At 66.7% G+C, this 17,160-nt stretch carries 17 protein-coding genes; 7 read left to right on the forward strand and 10 right to left on the reverse strand.

The annotated features are described in order from the left end of the window. Nucleotides 1-6 precede the first annotated feature (6 nt). The 3 genes from ACNO8X_RS00435 to ACNO8X_RS00445 all read left to right on the forward strand — a co-directional run bounded on the left by ACNO8X_RS00435 (nt 7) and on the right by ACNO8X_RS00445 (nt 2,755). Nucleotides 7-636, forward strand: a complete 630-nt coding sequence (locus tag ACNO8X_RS00435) for a hypothetical protein (RefSeq protein ID WP_418003678.1) — start codon at nt 7-9, stop codon at nt 634-636. A 362-nt stretch (nt 637-998) separates the two neighbouring features. Beyond that, a complete protein-coding gene (locus ACNO8X_RS00440; protein ID WP_418003679.1) occupies nt 999-1,862 on the forward strand; it encodes a cyclopropane mycolic acid synthase family methyltransferase in 864 nt (287 codons plus the stop codon). An 8-nt stretch (nt 1,863-1,870) separates the two neighbouring features. Continuing rightward, nucleotides 1,871-2,755 (forward strand): cyclopropane mycolic acid synthase family methyltransferase, encoded by an 885-nt coding sequence (locus tag ACNO8X_RS00445; RefSeq protein WP_418006063.1) that lies wholly within the window; start codon nt 1,871-1,873, stop codon nt 2,753-2,755. Here ACNO8X_RS00445 and ACNO8X_RS00450 read toward each other — a convergent pair. After that, on the reverse strand, nt 2,752-3,969 hold the full coding sequence (locus ACNO8X_RS00450; RefSeq protein WP_418003680.1) for an NAD(P)/FAD-dependent oxidoreductase: 1,218 nt from the start codon (nt 3,967-3,969) through the stop codon (nt 2,752-2,754). The two genes, ACNO8X_RS00445 and ACNO8X_RS00450, sit on opposite strands and share 4 nt — an antisense overlap. A 396-nt stretch (nt 3,970-4,365) precedes the next feature. Here ACNO8X_RS00450 and ACNO8X_RS00455 point away from each other — a divergent pair, with 396 nt between their 5' ends. Continuing rightward, on the forward strand, nt 4,366-4,899 hold the full coding sequence (locus ACNO8X_RS00455) for a fasciclin domain-containing protein (RefSeq protein WP_418003681.1): 534 nt from the start codon (nt 4,366-4,368) through the stop codon (nt 4,897-4,899). Nucleotides 4,900-5,021: 122 nt separating this feature from the next. Continuing rightward, the gene (locus ACNO8X_RS00460) at nt 5,022-5,879 is read left to right on the forward strand and encodes a cyclopropane mycolic acid synthase family methyltransferase (RefSeq protein WP_418003682.1); all 858 of its coding nucleotides are present in this window, start codon (nt 5,022-5,024) and stop codon (nt 5,877-5,879) included. Nucleotides 5,880-5,924: 45 nt separating this feature from the next. On the opposite strand, the gene ACNO8X_RS00465 is transcribed toward ACNO8X_RS00460, so the two are convergent. The 3 genes from ACNO8X_RS00465 to ACNO8X_RS00475 are packed head-to-tail and all read right to left on the reverse strand — an operon-like array spanning nt 5,925 to nt 9,197. Further along, nucleotides 5,925-7,142, reverse strand: a complete 1,218-nt coding sequence (locus tag ACNO8X_RS00465) for a cytochrome P450 (protein ID WP_418003683.1) — start codon at nt 7,140-7,142, stop codon at nt 5,925-5,927. Beyond that, nucleotides 7,139-8,557, reverse strand: a complete 1,419-nt coding sequence (gene purB / locus ACNO8X_RS00470; protein WP_418003684.1) for an adenylosuccinate lyase — start codon at nt 8,555-8,557, stop codon at nt 7,139-7,141. The genes ACNO8X_RS00465 and purB overlap by 4 nt, the downstream gene beginning before the upstream one ends. Before the next feature lie 25 nt (nt 8,558-8,582). Beyond that, nucleotides 8,583-9,197: a TetR/AcrR family transcriptional regulator gene (locus tag ACNO8X_RS00475; RefSeq protein ID WP_418006064.1), complete on the reverse strand. Its 615-nt coding sequence runs from the start codon at nt 9,195-9,197 to the stop codon at nt 8,583-8,585. A gap of 96 nt (nt 9,198-9,293) precedes the next feature. On the opposite strand from ACNO8X_RS00475, the gene ACNO8X_RS00480 reads away from it, so the two are divergent. Continuing rightward, nucleotides 9,294-10,190, forward strand: coding sequence for an alpha/beta hydrolase (locus ACNO8X_RS00480; RefSeq protein ID WP_418006065.1), 897 nt, complete (start codon nt 9,294-9,296; stop codon nt 10,188-10,190). Here ACNO8X_RS00480 and purD read toward each other — a convergent pair. Beyond that, a complete protein-coding gene (gene purD, locus ACNO8X_RS00485) occupies nt 10,187-11,455 on the reverse strand; it encodes a phosphoribosylamine--glycine ligase (protein WP_418003685.1) in 1,269 nt (422 codons plus the stop codon). The two genes, ACNO8X_RS00480 and purD, sit on opposite strands and share 4 nt — an antisense overlap. 72 nt (nt 11,456-11,527) lie before the next feature. On the opposite strand from purD, the gene ACNO8X_RS00490 reads away from it, so the two are divergent. Then, on the forward strand, nt 11,528-12,019 hold the full coding sequence (locus ACNO8X_RS00490; RefSeq protein ID WP_418003686.1) for an EspA/EspE family type VII secretion system effector: 492 nt from the start codon (nt 11,528-11,530) through the stop codon (nt 12,017-12,019). A 210-nt stretch (nt 12,020-12,229) separates the two neighbouring features. Here the strand turns inward: ACNO8X_RS00490 and ACNO8X_RS00495 are convergent, their stop codons facing one another. From ACNO8X_RS00495 to ACNO8X_RS00515, 5 genes are all read right to left on the reverse strand, one after another. Beyond that, nucleotides 12,230-13,471: a hypothetical protein gene (locus ACNO8X_RS00495; protein WP_418003687.1), complete on the reverse strand. Its 1,242-nt coding sequence runs from the start codon at nt 13,469-13,471 to the stop codon at nt 12,230-12,232. Then, nucleotides 13,461-13,904 (reverse strand): carboxymuconolactone decarboxylase family protein, encoded by a 444-nt coding sequence (locus tag ACNO8X_RS00500; protein ID WP_133762414.1) that lies wholly within the window; start codon nt 13,902-13,904, stop codon nt 13,461-13,463. The genes ACNO8X_RS00495 and ACNO8X_RS00500 overlap by 11 nt, the downstream gene beginning before the upstream one ends. Further along, on the reverse strand, nt 13,904-14,767 hold the full coding sequence (locus ACNO8X_RS00505) for an NAD(P)-dependent oxidoreductase (RefSeq protein ID WP_418003688.1): 864 nt from the start codon (nt 14,765-14,767) through the stop codon (nt 13,904-13,906). Before ACNO8X_RS00505 ends, ACNO8X_RS00500 begins: the two co-directional genes overlap by 1 nt. Then, the gene (locus ACNO8X_RS00510) at nt 14,764-15,513 is read right to left on the reverse strand and encodes an SDR family oxidoreductase (RefSeq protein ID WP_418003689.1); all 750 of its coding nucleotides are present in this window, start codon (nt 15,511-15,513) and stop codon (nt 14,764-14,766) included. The genes ACNO8X_RS00505 and ACNO8X_RS00510 overlap by 4 nt, the downstream gene beginning before the upstream one ends. 76 nt (nt 15,514-15,589) lie before the next feature. Further along, nucleotides 15,590-17,059: an aldehyde dehydrogenase gene (locus ACNO8X_RS00515; RefSeq protein ID WP_418003690.1), complete on the reverse strand. Its 1,470-nt coding sequence runs from the start codon at nt 17,057-17,059 to the stop codon at nt 15,590-15,592. Nucleotides 17,060-17,160: the final 101 nt, after the last annotated feature.

Here is a 17,160-nt window from a genome sequence, read left to right on the forward strand (position 1 = left end):
GCTGGTATGAGTTCGCGCTACGTGCCCTACGCCCGGACGCCGGGCCGGTTGCTCGCCCAGCTGACCAGCGACGTCGTCGCGCTGGTGTGGTTCGTCGTCTGGATCTCGGTCGGCGTCGCGGTGCACAGCGCCATCGCCACCATCGCCGACGTCGGACGTCAGGTGCACGACGGCGCCGGCGGCGTCGCCGACAGCCTGGCCTCTGCCGGCCACAACGCCGACGGAATTCCCCTGATCGGGAAGGCCTTCGGCGGTCCGTTGCGATCGGCCGGCAGCGCCGCCGTCGACATCGCGGGGGCCGGCGACAGCCTGAACAGCACGGCCAGTTGGCTGGCGTGGGTGCTCGCGCTGGCGGTGGCGTTGCCGCCGATCCTGGCCGTGGCGATGCCGTGGCTGGTGCTGCGGATCCGGTTCTTCCGGCGCAAGTGGACGGCGGTGACGTTGGCCTCGACCGACGCCGGCGAACAGCTGCTGGCGTTGCGGGCGCTGGCCAACCGGCCGTTGGCCAAGCTCACCGAGGTCTCCGACGACCCGGTGACCGCCTGGCGCACCCACGACACCGTCGCGATCCGGAAATTGGCGGCGCTGGAGCTGCGGTCCGCGGGCCTGCGGCCGGCGCCCCCCAAACCGGAGTGACTGCTGCCGCGTTTCCACTTGCCTGGCAGCCGAGTCATTGCTTCACTGGAAAGACGTCGGCAAATATATTGCACGACTTCTCCGGATGGTCGCTCCAGCAGCGTGGGCGGCGCCGGAGCTCGAAGCATCGCGCTGCCGAGCGGTGCCCGACGGCGTCGATTCAGTAGTTCGAGCCCATCAATTTCGATGTCGGTGCCATCCAACTGAAATCTGGCAACGAATACCTCTCAGACCGGCGAACCACGCCGGCCCCGCATACGTGTTCTGAACATCGCACCGCGTACGGACCGTCGCCGTGGCCGGCCGGGTACGCGGCGTTTGCGACCAGTACTCCGAACACCCACTGCCAGGAAGGAACTGCCATGGCAGACAAACTCAAACCACATTTCGCGGACGTTCAAGCGCATTACGACCTGTCCGACGACTTCTTCAGACTGTTCCTGGATCCCAGCCAGACCTACAGCTGTGCGTACTTCGAGCGCGACGACATGACGCTGGAACAAGCCCAGATGGCGAAGATCGACTTGGCGCTGGGCAAGCTGGGCCTGGCCCCCGGGATGACGCTGCTCGATATCGGCTGCGGCTGGGGCGCCACCATGCGGCGCGCGATCGAGAAGTACGACGTGGACGTCGTCGGGCTGACGTTGTCCAAGAACCAGGCCGCACATGTCGAGCAACTGCTGGGCGGGATGGACACCACACGCTCTCGCCGCGTGCTACTGGAGGGCTGGGAGCAGTTCGCCGAACCGGTCGACCGGATCGTCTCCATCGGTGCGTTCGAGCATTTCGGTCACGAACGCTATCCGGCGTTCTTTCAGATGGCCTACGACGCGCTCCCGCCCGACGGCGTCATGCTGCTGCACACCATCTGTGGCTTCGACCCACGCCAGGCAGCGGAACTCGGTATCCCGATCACCTTCGAGCTGGCCAGGTTCATCAAGTTCATGATCACCGAGATCTTCCCGGGCGGCCGGCTGCCGTCCATAGCGATGGTCGAAGACCACGCCACCGCAGCGGGATTCAAGGTAACCCGGGTCCAGTCACTGCAACCGCACTACGCGAAAACCCTCGACCTCTGGGCCGAAGCACTCGAAGCACACCGCGACGAAGCCATCGCAGTGCAATCAGTCGAGGTCTACGACCGATACATGAAATACCTGACCGGGTGCGCAAAGGGCTTCCGGCTGCGCCAAGTCGACATCAACCAATTCACCCTGGAGAAGTAATCAGATTCATGTCCAATGGTTCCAATGAAGAAATGCGACCACACTTCGAGGAAATCCAAGCCCACTACGACCTGTCCGACGATTTTTTCGCCCTGTTCCAGGACCCGACGCGAACCTACAGTTGTGCCTATTTCGAACCATCGACGCTGACACTTGAGCAGGCGCAGATCGCGAAGATCGACCTGAACCTCGACAAGCTCGACCTCAAACCAGGTATGACGTTGTTGGACATCGGATGCGGCTGGGGCGCCACCGCCAAACGTGCGGTCGAGAAGTACGACGTAAACGTCATCGGACTCACGTTGTCGAAGAACCAGCAGACCTTCACTCAGCAACTCCTCGACGATATCGATTCGCCGCGGAGCCGCCGCGTGCTACTGCGTGGTTGGGAGCAGTTCGACGACCCCGTCGACCGGATCGTGTCCATCGAAGCCTTCGAACATTTCGGTTTCGAACGCTATCCGGATTTCTTCGAGAACTGCCATGAAATTCTGCCCGATGACGGTCGCATGACCATTCAGAGCAGCGTCGGCTATCACCCTTACGAGTTGCATGCCGATGGCAAGAAGGTCACCTTCGAGACGGCCCGATTCATCAAATTCATCGTCACGGAAATCTTCCCGGGTGGGCGAATTCCGACGACGAACATGATGGTCGAGCATGGTGAAAACGCAGGATTTACCGACATCGAGACCCTGTCCCTGCGGCCGCATTACATCCGCACTCTCAACATCTGGGGAAACGCACTCGAGTCGAACCACGACAAAGCCGTGGAAGTCCAATCTGAAGAGGTCTACCAGCGCTTCATGAAGTACCTGCGCGGCTGCGAACGGTACTTCACCGAAGGCCTGCTGGACGTCACTCTCGCCGCGTACCGCAAGGACGCGACCTAGGTCCGACTCCCTCGCGGGTCCGCAGCGTGACTCGCGAGGGAGTCCTGATCGGTCCACTGTTCCCAGAACAGCGTGCGCGCGCGAACTGACGGGTTGCCGACGGTGTCGAGTACGCGCAGCCCCAGGCTCGCGATCGTCGGCACCCCGACCAACTTGTGGAACCACCGGCCGCGCCGATACTCCGTACCCCACGCCTCCTCCACCCGCTGGGCGTAGTTGGTGAAATCGCCTGGGCCGCCATTGGTCAGCGCAGCGACAGCGCACTCGCCGGCAGCCATCCCCGACTGCAGGGCCTTCGAGATTCCCGCACCTGAGGCGGGGCGCGCCGCGCCCAGGGCGTCGCCGGCGAAAAGGATGCCCGGCCGCCATGGCGGCCAGGCGGTGAAACCCATTGGGAGCCGCCATGCTTGCACGGCTTTGGCTTTCATCAACTCGTCGATCGCCGGGAGATTCCACTCGGACGGCAGCCCGGCGAGGAACTCGCCCAGCAGCCGCGTCGCATTGATCTGTCGCCACTTCTTGTAGCTGTTGACGTAACCCAGGCCGATGTTGACCCGGCCGCCTCCGAGCGGGAACACCCAGCCGTAGCCCGGCAGCTGATCGCCCTCGAATCTGAGCTGCAGGTGTACGTCAAGAGAATCGACATCCGGGCGGTCCGCCGACATTTCTGCGCGAATCGCGATCGCCGCGTAGCCGTTGTAGCGCGACGTGAGTTCCAGTGCCCGCTTGCTCGGCGAATGGGCGCCGTCAGCGGCGATTACGGCATCAGCGGCGACCCGTTCCCCGGTCTTGAGGATCACTCCGCCGACCTGCCCACCGAAATCGAGGATGGGCCCAGCCACCTCGGCACCGCGGCGCACCTCCACCCCACACGACTCCGCGCGGGCAAGCAACATCATGTCCAGTTCCAGTCGGCGCGCCACGTGACCGTGATCGGGCATTCCTGGACGGTTCGGGAACGCCAGGTCCCACTGGTTCGGGCTGAACACAGTCGCCCGGTTGACCCGGTGAAATTTCGCGACCTCCTCCGCCAGCCCCATCTTCTGGATGTAGCTGACGGCGCGGGGAGTCAGCCCATCGCCACACGGCTTGTCGCGCGGGAAGTCGGCCTTGTCGAGCACCACGACTCGGGCACCGGCCTGCGCCGCTTGCCATGCCGCGGCCGCACCGGCCGGTCCGCCGCCGACAATCGCCACGTCAAATCGCTGCGTCATCTGGTCTCACTCTCATCCGACGCCCGAGCCATCACGCTGCGGGTCGCAGGAGTGGTTCGGAACCAAGGGCGGCCCGGATGGGTGCGGCAGCGAATTCGGTGTCTTCGGGTACACGAATCTGCCCGCTTCCTCCTGTCAGTCGAATCACGTTGGCGGACAACCTTCATTCCATCCGCCCGCAGACCCATCCAAAAGCGCCAGGGTTCCGAATCAGTAAACAAAGAACAAACCACGGCGGCAGTCGTCCGCACAAAGGAGACCCGGATGCAACACCCTCGCTATCCACACATCGCGGCCGTCGGCATGTCGATTGTCGCCGTCATCGGCTTATCGGCGTGTTCGGACGCCAGCACCAAGTCGGCAACCTCAGCTGCGCCAAGTACAAACATGGCTTCAATGCCAAGTGCTGCCCCGGCAGTGACATCGGCTCCGCCCGTCACGGCACTCGTGGGCACTGGTTGCCAGGCCTACGCACAGCAGGTCCCCACCGGGCCGGGTTCGGTCGCCGGGATGGGGTTGCACCCGGTCGCGACGGCTGCCTCCGACAATCCGATATTGACCACGCTGACGGCGGCGCTGTCGGGCGAGCTGAACCCGAACGTCAACCTGGTCGCGACTCTGAACAGTGGCCAATACACAGTCTTCGCGCCCACCGATGAGGCCTTCAAGAAGCTGCCGGCAGCGACCCTGGATTCACTCAAGACGGACTCCGCCGCCCTGACCAAAATCCTCACGTATCACGTTGTGCAAGGCCAACTCTCGCCCGAGGCGGTGGCCGGGACACACACCACCCTGGAGAGCTCGCCGGTGAGCGTTACCGGCGTCGGCGCAGATCTGAAAGTCAATGACGCCGCGCTGGTGTGCGGCGGAGTCAAGACCGCGAATGCCACGGTGTACATGATCGACTCGGTCCTGATGCCGCCGACATGACGGAATCACACCGCGCTCCGGCACTGGGTCAGCCGGATTCGAAGCCGCCAAATTGATATCCGCTGCAGTTCAACGTTTTTCATAACCGACTGAATCCAGCCCAGCCGCCAGGAAGGAACATCATGGCGCAGAAACTTCAACCGCATTTCGCGGACGTTCAAGCCCACTACGACCTGTCCGACGACTTCTTCAGACTGTTCCTGGACCCCGGCCAGACCTACAGCTGCGCATACTTCGAGCGCGACGACATGACACTCGAACAAGCCCAAACAGCCAAGATCGACCTCGCCCTCGGAAAACTCGGCCTCACGCCAGGAATGACGCTGCTCGACGTCGGCTGCGGCTGGGGCGCCACCATGCGCCGCGCCATCGAGAAGTACGACGTGAACGTCATCGGCCTCACCTTGTCCAAGAACCAGGCCACCCACGTCGAGCGGCTCTTCGACAATATGGACACCACCCGCTCCCGTCGCGTCCTCCTCGAAGGCTGGGAACAATACGACGGAACAGTGGACCGGATCGTGTCCATCGGCGCATTCGAACATTTCGGCCACGACCGCTACCCGGCGTTCTTCCAGATGGCCTACGACGCCCTCCCGCCCGACGGCACCATGCTGCTGCACACCATCTGCGGCACCGATCCGCGTTACACGAACCTGCCCGTGACGATCGACCTGCTGCGGTTCGTCAAGTTCATCATGACCGAGATTTTCCCGGGCGGCCGGCTGCCGTCCGCCCCGATGGTCCGTCAGCACGCCGCGGCGGCCGGATTCAAGGTAACCCGGGTTCAGTCACTGCAGCCGCACTACGCGAGAACCCTCGACCTCTGGGCCGAAGCCCTGGAAGCACACCGCGACGAAGCCATCGCAGTGCAATCGGTCGAGGTCTACGACCGGTACATGAAATACCTGACCGGGTGCGCAAAGATGTTCCGGCTGCGCCAAGTCGACGTCAACCAGTTCACCCTCGAAAAGTCGTGATTTGTGCACGAAAATCCGCGCCACCCGCGGATTTTCGTGCACAAATCACGACAGGGTGACCCAGAGGTGCCGCAGCCCGGTGTGCCGGTTGCTGCGGGTCCATTCCGGCGGCCGGACCACCTGGATGTCCGGGAACCGGGTCAGCAGCTCGTCGAACAGGACCCGCAGCTCCAGCCGGGCCAGGTTCGCGCCCAGGCAGTAGTGCAATCCCTGCCCGAATCCCAAGTGCGGGTTGGGTTTCCGGGCCACGTCGAAGGTCATTGGATCGGTGAACACCAGCTCGTCGCGGTTGGCCGAACCTTCCCAGACCACCACCTTCTGCCCCGCCTCGATGGTGCACCCGCCCAGCTCGACGGTGCGCGTGGCGGTACGCCGCTTCGACGGCGACGGCGAGGTCCAGCGCACCATCTCCTCGATCGCCGACGGCAGCAGTGCCGGGTCCGCGCGCACCAGTTCCAGCGCAGATGTGTTCTCGCACAAGGCCAACAGCCCGCCGGCGACCGAGTTGCGAGTGGTCTCCGCGCCCGCACTGAACAGCAGGTTGAAGAACAGATAGACCTCGAGGTCTGACACGTCGTCGGCGTTGGCCACCACCGACAGCATGTCGTCGGTGGGTTCGGCCCGCTTGGACGCGATCAGCTCCATGCCGAAGTTGTACATCCGCGACCCGGCTTCCTGCACCGACAACCGGGTGATAGCGGCCTTGCGCGAACCGCCGAAATCGAAACTCGGCTCGATCGCCTCGAATAGCCAATGCCGTTGCGACTCAGGGATACCCATCAGGATGCAGATCATCTGCATGGGCAGCTCGGCGGCGATGTCGACCAGGAAGTCAAAGGGCACGCCCGGCTCCACCGCGTCCAGCAGCGTCTGGCTGCGCGCGCGCAGGTCATCCTCGACCCGCGCGATCATCCGCGGCGTCAGCCCCGACGACACCAGCCGCCGAATCTCCGCGTGCCGCGGGTCGTCCATCATGTTCAGCACCTGGCCGGTGATGGACAGGTCCTGGATCAGGGTCCCGCCGAACGGCCGCGAACCGCCCGTCACCGACGAGAACGTCACCGGATCACGCAGTACCGCAAGGGTTTCCGCATGGGTAGCGACGGACCAGAACCCCTCGCCGTCCGGGGTGTTCTCGGTCGGCTCGTGCCAGTACACCGGGGCTTCGGCGCGGTGCCGCGCGAACAGCTCGTGCGGGAAACCCGACGCGAAGTTGTCGAGGTCGGTCAGGTCGACCCCGGCGAGACTTCGCGCGAGGGTCACAGGATGGCGCCCGAGGTGTACTTGGCCGCCTCCGGGTACTGCCCGACCAACCGGTCCACCGCTGCCACCACGGCGTCGACCTGGTCACCGGCCGCACCGCTGAACGCCTGCTTGTCGGCCAGCGCCGCATCGAGTTCGACGCGGTCGAGCGGCAGCCGCGGATCGGCGGCCAGCCGGTCCAGAAGGTCGGGCTCCAAACCCTTTTCGCGCATCGCCAGCGCCACCGCGACGGCGTGCTCCTTGATGACCTCGTGTGCGGTCTCGCGGCCGACGCCGGCGCGCACCGCAGCCATCAGGATGCGGGTCGTCGCCAGGAACGGCAGGTAGCGGTCCAGCTCGCGCTGGATCACCGCCGGGTAGGCGCCGAACTCGTCGAGCACCGTCAGGAACGTCTCGGTCTGCCCGTCGATCGCGAAGAAGGCATCGGGCAGCGCGACACGGCGCACCACCGAGCAGAAGACGTCGCCCTCATTCCATTGCGCCCCAGCCAGTTCCGCGGCCATCGAGCCGTAGCCGCGCAGCACGACCTGCAGACCGTTGACACGTTCACACGACCGGGTGTTCATCTTGTGGGGCATGGCCGACGAGCCGACTTGCCCGGGCGCGAAGCCCTCGGTGGCCAGTTCGTGGCCGGCCATCAGCCGGATGGTGTGCGCGAACGACGACGGACCGGCGCCCAACTGCACCAGCGCGGACAGCACGTCGTGGTCGAGCGACCGCGGGTACACCTGGCCGACGGAGGTGAAAACCTCGGTGAATCCAAGGAATTCAGCCACCCGGCGCTCCAGGTCGGCGAGCCGCGAGGCGTCCCCGCCGAACAGGTCCAGCATGTCCTGCGCCGTCCCCATCGGGCCTTTGATGCCGCGCAGCGGGTAGCGGTCGATCAGCTCCCGCAGCCGGGTCAGCGCGACCAGGGTCTCTTCGGCTGCCGAGGCGAACCGCTTGCCGAGGGTGGTGGCCTGCGCCGCCACGTTGTGCGAGCGACCGGCCATCACCAGATCGCGGTACAGCGCGGCGCGCTCGGCGAGCCGTGCCACCACCGCGACGCCGTGCGAGAACACCAGTTCCAGCGACTGCCGGATCTGCAGCTGCTCGACGTTCTCGGTGAGGTCGCGGCTCGTCATGCCTTTGTGCACATGCTCGTGGCCGGCCAGCGCGTTGAATTCTTCGATACGCGCCTTGACGTCGTGGCGGGTGACGCGCTCGCGCGCGGCGATGGACGCCAGGTCGACCTGTTCCAGCACCCGCTCGTAGTCGGCCACCACCCCGTCGGGCACGGACACTCCGAGCTCGGACTGCGCGCGCAGCACGGCCAGCCACAGCCGGCGTTCGGCGACGATCTTGTTCTCCGGCGACCAGATGGCCACCATCTCGTCGCTGGCGTAACGGTTGGCCAGCACATTGGGGATGCTCACGGGGCTTAAGCCTACTTCGGCCTATTTACAGGGCGATCCGGCGTTCTTGGTCGAAGGGCGCCAAGACGTCGATGACGTCCACGAGGGTCGCCCGGGCCGTCGCACGCGGGCCGTCACCGTCACTGACCATCGAGGCGACCACCGCCCCGTCCACCGCGCAGACCAGGGCCGTCAGCAGTTCGGCGCGCACCGAGCGCCCCGACCGTTCCACCACCTCGATGACGGCGTCGGAGCGCTGCTTGAGGATGCGTCGCTGTACGTCCCGCAGCCCGGGCTGGCGGGCGCAGGCGATGTAGCGCTCGTAGCGGGAAATCAGCTGGTCGGACGCCCGGTTACCGTCGCCGACCAGCAGGTCGACCAGCAGATCGGCCGTCGCGTCGGCCCCCCGCCGGCGCCGAGATAGCGCCGAAACCCGCAGCCGCAGCTGCTGCGATTCGGATTCGCCGACGTGCTCGACGGCCTTTTCGATGAGGTCGTCGAGGGACGAGAAGTAGTACGTCGTGGAGGCCAGCGGCAGCCCGGCGCGCTGCGCCACGGAGCGGTGTCGGACGGCGTCGAAGCCCCCCTCGCACAGCAGCTCGGCGGCGGCGCTGACCAGCGCATACCGTCGCCGTTCCCCCTTAGGGGTGACTGCTGTCATCACCAGGTAAATGCTGCCAGCAATGGTCACGTGGTGATCACGAATTGACGTAATCCATTAGGCATTGCTCAGGAATGACGCCTGGTGGCCGATGGCATGATGGCGGCCATGACAGAGCCGAGCCGACGCGCCGTCCTCCGTCTCGGAGCGGGCGCCGCCGCAGGGGCCGCCGGCGCGTTCGCGTTGGGGTCGACGATCAACCGCCCGGCCGTCACCGCGCAACCGGTGACGATGACGAGCGTGGGAACGCCGCTGGCGCCGCCCCCGGCCGTCGCAGACCCGGCGCCCACCTACGTGACGGGCTCGTTCGTCTCGCAGGCCCGTGGCGGCGTCTCGACCAACTGGGCCATCGCCCGCCCGCCGGGCCAGACCGCCCCGCTGCGCCCCGTGATCGCGCTCCACGGCAAAGGCAGCGATGCCGCGACCGTGATGGCCGGCGGCGTGGAACAGGGGCTCGCACAGGCCGTGGCGGCGGGACTGCCGCCGTTCGCGGTGGTGGCCGTCGACGGCGGTGGCGGCTACTGGCACAAGCGGGCTTCCGGTGAGGATGCCGGCGCGATGGTGCTCGACGAGCTGATCCCGATGCTGGCTGGTCAGGGGCTGGATACCTCGCGGGTGGGCTTCCTCGGCTGGTCGATGGGCGGTTACGGCGCGCTGCTGCTGGGCGGTCGGCTGGGGGCGGCCCGGACCGCGGCGATCTGCGCGGTGAGTCCGGCGTTGTGGACGTCGTCGGGCGCGACGGCTCCGGGCGCCTTCGATGGCGCAGGCGACTACGCGGCCAACTCGGTGTGGGGACTGCCCGGGCTGGCGGGCATCCCGATCCGGATCGACTGCGGCGACAGCGACCCGTTCTACTCGGCGACCAAGCAGTTCATCGCCCAGCTGCCGAACGGAGCGGCGGGTGGGTTCTCCCCCGGCGGGCACGACGGGTCGTTCTGGAGCGCGCAGCTGCCCGCCGAGATCTCCTGGCTGGCCCCGCTGCTGGTCGCCTAGAGGGAGATGCGGCCTTCGGCGGCGGCGAGGCCGATGTCGGTGCGGAAGTGGCTGCCCGGCAAGCGAACTGACTCGATGATCCGATAGGCCTCGGCCCGCGCGGCTGCCAGATCCGCGCCGGTGCCGACCACCGACAGCACCCGGCCGCCGGAGGAGACGACGCTGCCGTCCGCCCGGCGGGTGGTGCCGGCGTGCAGCACGCCGGCCGTCTCCGATCCGGTGATCACGTCGCCGACGCGGGGACGGCCCGGGTAGTTCTCGGCGGCCACGACGACGGTCACGGCCGAGCCGTCCTGCCACTGCAGCTCGTCCAGCGAGCCCAAGGTTCCGGTGGCGGCGGCGTTCAGCAGCGAGCCCAGCGGGGTGTCCAGCAGCGCCAGCACCGCCTGGGTCTCGGGATCGCCGAAGCGGCAGTTGAATTCGACGACAGCCGGCCCTTGCGAGGTGATGGCCAGGCCCGCGTACAGCAGCCCGGAGAACGCGCTGTCACGCCGAACCAGTTCAGCGGCAACGGGTTTGACGACCTCTTCGACGATCTGGTCGACGACGGCGGCGGGCAGCCAGGGCAGCGGCGTGTAGGCGCCCATGCCACCGGTGTTGGGTCCGCTGTCGTTGTCGCCGACGCGCTTGAAGTCCTGGGCGGGCAACAGCGGCACCACGGTCTCGCCGTCGACGACGCAGAACAGCGACACCTCGGGTCCGTCGAGGAACGACTCGAGCAGCACCGGGTGGCCGGACTCGAGCAGTTCGGCGGCGTGCGCGCGGGCCGCGTCGCGGTCGGCGGAGACGACGACGCCCTTGCCGGCGGCCAGGCCGTCGTCTTTGACGACCCACGCCTGCTGACCGGCAGGCGGGCCGAAGCGGTCCAGTGCGGCGTCGAGGTGCGCGGGGTTGTCGACGATCTCGCTGGTCGCGGTGCGAACCCCGGCAGCGGCCATGACGTCCTTGGCGAATGCCTTCGAGCCTTCGATGCGGGCGGCGTCCTTGGACGGCCCGAAGCAGGCGATGCCGGCCGCACGCAGGGCGTCGGCCACCCCGAGCACCAAGGGCACCTCGGGTCCGATCACCACCAGGTCGGCGGACAGCTTCCTGGCCAGCGCGACCACCTCGTCGGCGGCGGTGATGTCGACGTCGTGTTGTTCGGCAACGGCGGAGGTACCGGCGTTGCCGGGGGCAACGGCCAGGTAGTCCACCTGGGGGTCGCGGCTCAGGGCAAGCAGCAGGGCATGTTCACGGGCTCCAGAGCCGATCACGAGGACGCGCACAGCCACACACTAATAGCTGGTCGGCTCGTCCTAAACTGGGCAGGCCCGACGCACGCGAGGAGGTCCACACCGGTGGAGCCGCTGGATGCCTTCCTGCTGGTGTGGGAACGGGCCCGCGCCACCTTCGGCGAGGGCGTTCCGCACGACCGCACCGAGTTCGACAAGAGCGCGGAGCTGCGCGGGCTGCAGGACCAGGTGAAGGCCGCAGGTCCCGGATCGCACTGGACGGGCGGCGCAGCGGACCGCTACGCCGACGCCAACCACCAGCACGCCCAGGCCCTCGGCCGGCTGGCCGATATCGACAAGCGCGTGGGCGACGAACTCGAGCGGTCCGCCGACGTGGTCACCGGCGGGCGCCGGGAACTCGACGCGCTCAAGCAGTGGGTGAACGACCTCGCCGACGAGGCCAAGAAGACGCCGACCGCCGCCGCCGACCACGCGCTGTGGTCGGCGATCGGCAAGGCCAGCGGCGATGTCGCCGACATCATCCAGCGCTCACACACAGACCTGTCGGGGGTCGCGGGACGAATCCAGAGTCTCGACCGCGAGTTCGACGACTTCTGAGCGCCAGTCAACTTTGACTGCGAATCCATGCACACATCTACTCGACTTTTCGCGCCGTCAGTTCGCCGTCAAAGCAGCAGTCAACTCTCACCCCCACACATGCGACCTGAAGCCGTCAACTTTCCTTGACGTCAAGGAAAGTTGACGGCTTCCGACGAAAGGCGCCGAGGGAGAGGTCCGCTTTCAGGAGTTGGAAATTGCGCAGCCGCACTACACCACCGTCAGCGGCAGGGACTTGCGTTCCTCGAAAACCCACGCCGCCCCGCTGCTCACCTTGCACACCGAGACCTCGCCGAGTTCCTTTGCCGGGGTGTCGGTTTCGACGAATCGGACGGTCCAGTCGGTGTCGGTACCCGACACCTCCACGCGCAGCAGCGGGTTGACGGCCGTCGCGATCGCCTGCAGTGGCAGGACGGACCCTGGGGACACCAGGGCGATCCAGGCGTCGTCCTCGTGCGCCGGCGAGGGATGCACATGCGCCTCGTCACCCGAAACATCAACGGAGACATACGCAGCCGGGTTGAGCAGCGGATGCAGCTCCAGCACGCGAAGCGCGCCGGCGGCGTCGTTCGGCAGCTCCAGCACCCGCCGGATGCGTTCGGCCGCAACACCGGAGATGCCGATCAACGACTTGGTCCGGATCGACCGTTCCTTCTCTGTGCCCCTGTCCTCTGCGGACCCGTCGCAGCGGGCCCGGACCGCCAGCGCGAAGGACAGCACCAGCAGGTGCATCTGCAGGCACACCTCGTCGGCGATGCGCACCAGGGCCGAATGCGAGAACGCGGAGAAGTCGACGTCGCTCATGAGCGCGCCGGAGTAGTCGGCCTGGCCTTCGTCGGCCGGATCGATCGCGTCGAGCTCGCAGTGGTAGGCGCGGCTCGCGCCGATGATGTCGAGCTGCGGGATGAACCCGACCTCGGGATAGGACTCGTCGATGGTGACGGTCCACGCGCAGGCCGGCGTTCGGCCCGCCGGAACGCGCGGCGGCCGGTGGATGGGGCGCACCTGGCAGCGCCGGTTGGTCGCCAGCGCCGTCGCATCGAACGTCGGGTCCTCGATGTCATGGCACATGCCGCGCACATAATCGGGGCCCATCGGCTCGACATCCATGAGGGCGCCGCAGTGATCCAGATGGAACTCGCCGTGCCAGCGATCGTGCACGGTGTACCGGAAATCCATGAACTGCGGCGGTGCGCCGATATCGAGCTGCAGCCCCTTGAAGATCGTGATGACGTCCACGCCTTCGTATTTCAGCGCCTTCTGCATCCGCTTGGTGTACAGCGGGCTGGACCCGGCCCACTCCTCGATGGCGACCTGCAGCATCTCTTCTCGGCCGAATTCGACGATGCACCAGGCCATTCCGGCGCGGTCGATGAGCTGGCCGATCAGCAGCAGCTCCGGCACCAGCGCGGCGAGCTCCGCACGCGACAGCGAGGCATACCTACTGGTCATCGAGCTCGGTCCCGGTGTTCATCTTGACCGCGGCGTTGACGTTGGCCTTGCGGTCCTCGGCCAAACCCTTCTCGGCAGCCTTACGCCGCCTGGCCACCACCTTGGAGACCGCTCCGTTGAATGCCGAACCGAGCGGGAAGCCGAGGTACTGAGTGAGGAAGATGCCGATGTCCTTGAGTTCGGCCTCGCTGAACTCCTCGTTGAGCAATGCGGCATTGACCTGGATTTCCGCGAGGTCCTGCGAGCCGACGGCAGTGACGCACGTGAACGTCATCAGCCGCTTCTCCCGCATGGACAGTCCGGGCTTGCTCCAGATGGTGCCGAACAGGTGGTCCACGGTGAGATCGAAGTACGGGTCGCCCTCGATGTTGGGCATCTCCCAGCCGTAGACCTCGTTCATCTTCGCCAGGCCCTTGGCGCGCAACTCGTCCATCACTGCTCCTTCGAATGCGGTACGCCGAGCCCCTCGGCGAGGTTGGCCAGGGCCAGCTCGGCAAGCGGAAGATCCACTCCCACAGCAGACCCCAGACCGAGTGCCAGCGACAGATCCTTCTCCGCCAGACCCCGGGTGTGGACGAACATGTTGTAGAGGAAGTGGTCGGGCGCCAGCGGCTTGGTGTCGTCCCGCGCCATGATTGCGCCGGGCCCGCCGGACTGCGCGTCACTGTGCCGCACCACGCGGCCCAGCTTCTGCAGGTCGATGCCCGCCGCCTCGGCCAGCTTCTGCGCCTCACATGCGGCAGCGAAACCGATGAAGGTCAGCATGTTCCGGGCCAGCTTCATCCGGGTGCCCGCGCCGGGCTCACCGGCGCGCACCACCAAGGACGCCCACTGCTTGAAGACGGGCTTGACCTTGTCGTAGGCGTCGTCGTCGGCGCCGACCATGACCGCCAGCTCGCCCTTGCTCGCTGCGCCGGCGCCACCGCTGACCGGGGCGTCCACGATGTGAATCCCCTTGGGCCGCAACTGCTCAGCCAGCTCGACGGCGGTCGTCGGTTCGATCGTGGAGTGGATCGCGATCACCGTGCCGGGCCCGGCGTGCTCGGCGAGCTGCGTCACGACGTCGCGGACCTGCTCGTCGTTGAGCACGGTCACGCTGATCACGTCAGCCTTGGCGACCTCCGCAACGCTGCCCGCCAGGGTGGCGCCGAGTTCCGCGAACGGTGCCATGGCCTCGGCGCGCATGTCGAAAACGACGAGCCCGCCGGGCCATTCGGCCAGCCGCTTGGCCATCGGCGCGCCCTGGTTACCCAGGCCTATATAACCAAGCCGGCACCCGTTTCGTTCGTCTGTCATGACCGGATGATCTGTCCGCCGTCGACGTTGAAGATCTGCCCGGTGATCCAGCTGGCCTCGTCGGACAGCAGGAACAGGCACATACCGGCCAGGTCTTCGGGGGTACCCATCCGCGCCAGCGGCAGGGTCTGGACGATCTGCTTGACGATGGCCTGCGGCGTGGTGCTGCGGTTGGCCTCGGTGTCGATGGGCCCCGGCGCAATCGCATTGATGCGGATGTTGCGCCAGCCCAGCTCACGGGACAGCTGCTGCGTCAGGCCGTTGATGCCGACCTTGGCCAGACCGTAGAAGTTGGCGTAAACCCATGCCGCGGTGGAGGACTGGTTGACGATCGACCCACCGCCGCGCTTCTCCATGTGCGGGAACACCGCGCGGGTGCACACCAGCGCACCGTCGAGGTTGACGCTCATGAACTTGCGGTAGTAGTCCCAGTCCACGGTCAGCAGACCGTCGAGCTTCATGCCACCGAAGATCGCGGCGTTGTTCACCAGGTAGTCGATCCCGCCGAACTCGGCCACGGCCTGGGCGGCCATGTCGTTGGCCGAATCGATGTCGGAGACGTCGACCCGGACGGCCAGCGCCTTACCGCCCTCGGCCTTGATGCCGGCGGCCACCTTCTCGGCGCCTTCGACGTTGATGTCGGCGATGACGACCGCGGCGCCTTCGCGCGCCAGCGACTCGGCGTAGACCTGGCCGATGCCGCCGCCGGCTCCAGTGACGATGCCAACTTTACCTTCGAACCTCATGATTTCCTCTCCGCCGAATGGGCAGTTACTACACGGTTTTCGCTGATTTGCGTGTCACAGTTGGCCGCTGGAGCGACTAGGTCGCGAGGGTGGCGATGCACTTGGTCTCCAGGTACTCCTCGAACCCGGCGATGCCCATCTCCCGGCCGTTGCCGGACTGCTTGTAGCCGCCGAACGGCGCGTCGGCGGAGTACCAGACGCCGCCGTTGACGTTGACGGTGCCGACGCGCAGCCGGGCAGCCACGCCGGCCGCCCGCTGCGGGTCGGCAGAGAACACCGTGCCGGACAGTCCGTACGGCGAGTCGTTGGCGATGCGCACGGCGTCGTCGTCGCCATCATGGGCGATGACGGTGAGCACCGGCCCGAAGATCTCCTCGCGGGCGACGCGGGCCGAATTATCCAGTCCGGCAATGACGGTCGGCTCGATGAAGAATCCGGTGTCCCGGTCCGCCGGCCGGCCACCACCGCAGGCGAAGGTGCCGCCTTCCTCGATGGCCAGGTCCAGGTAGCTCTGCACCCGGTCGCGCTGGCGAGCCGAGATCACCGGACCGCAGACGGTCCGCGAGCTGGACGGGTCGCCGGGCTTGATGCCGCCCATGGTGCCGGCCGCGGCCGCGACCGCCTCGTCGTAGCGCGCCCGCGGGACCACCAGCCGGGTGGTGATCGCGCAGCCCTGGCCGGCGTGCATCGACGCCGTGAATGCGGCCATCGCGCAGGCGCCGGCCAGGTCGGCGTCGTCGAGCACCAGGAACGCCGACTTGCCCCCGAGCTCCAGGAACACCTTCTTGATGGTTTCTGCGGCGTCGGTCATCACGGCGCGGCCGGTGACGGTCGATCCGGTGAACGAAACCAGGTCCACGTCAGGGTGTTTCGACAGCATGGCACCGACGCCGTGGTCGCGGGAGGTGACGATGTTGATGGCGCCGGCCGGGAAGTCGGTATGCTCGGCGATCAGTTCGCCGAGCACCGCGGCGGCCCACGGGGTGTCCGGTGCAGGCTTGAGGATCAGGGTGTTGCCCGCCGCGAGCGCCGGCCCGACTTTGGCCAGGTTGATCTGGTGCGGGAAGTTCCACGGCGTGATGGCACCGACGACGCCGGCGCCCTCGCGCGCGATGGTCCGGTTGGTCGGAATCCCTTGCGGCGTGGCATGTCCCAGGTCGGTGGTCCACTGGTAGTTCTCGGCGGTGTCGGCGGCGAAGCTCAGGTCTTCGATCGGGCCGTCCAAATGCGCTCCGGCGGTGAGCATCCGGGGCGCGCCGACCTCCGCAATCGTGAGCTCCCGCAGGTCATCGCGGTGGTCGCGCATGGCCTGCTGCAACTGCCGCAGGCAGCGCACCCGCAGTTCGACATTCGTGGACCAATCGGTCTCGTCGAAGGCCCGCCGGGCGGCGTCGATGGCATCAGCCATGTCCCCCACCGTGGCATCGGCCGCCACACCGAGGACTTCCTCGGTCGCGGGGTTGATGGTCGGGAACGCGCCGCGCGAGCCCGGCACCAATTTCCCGTCGATGAGAAGGCGGCTTTCGCGATCACCCAGCAAGGTCATCTGCACTCCTGAAAATTCTGGACAGCTGTCCGACAACGTTCAGTCGAACCATAACCTCACGCGCCGCCGAGTGGCAAGGGTCGGGCTAAATCAGCAACGTC

This window comes from Mycobacterium sp. PDNC021 (assembly GCF_048282635.1).
Taxonomy (GTDB): domain Bacteria; phylum Actinomycetota; class Actinomycetes; order Mycobacteriales; family Mycobacteriaceae; genus Mycobacterium; species Mycobacterium llatzerense.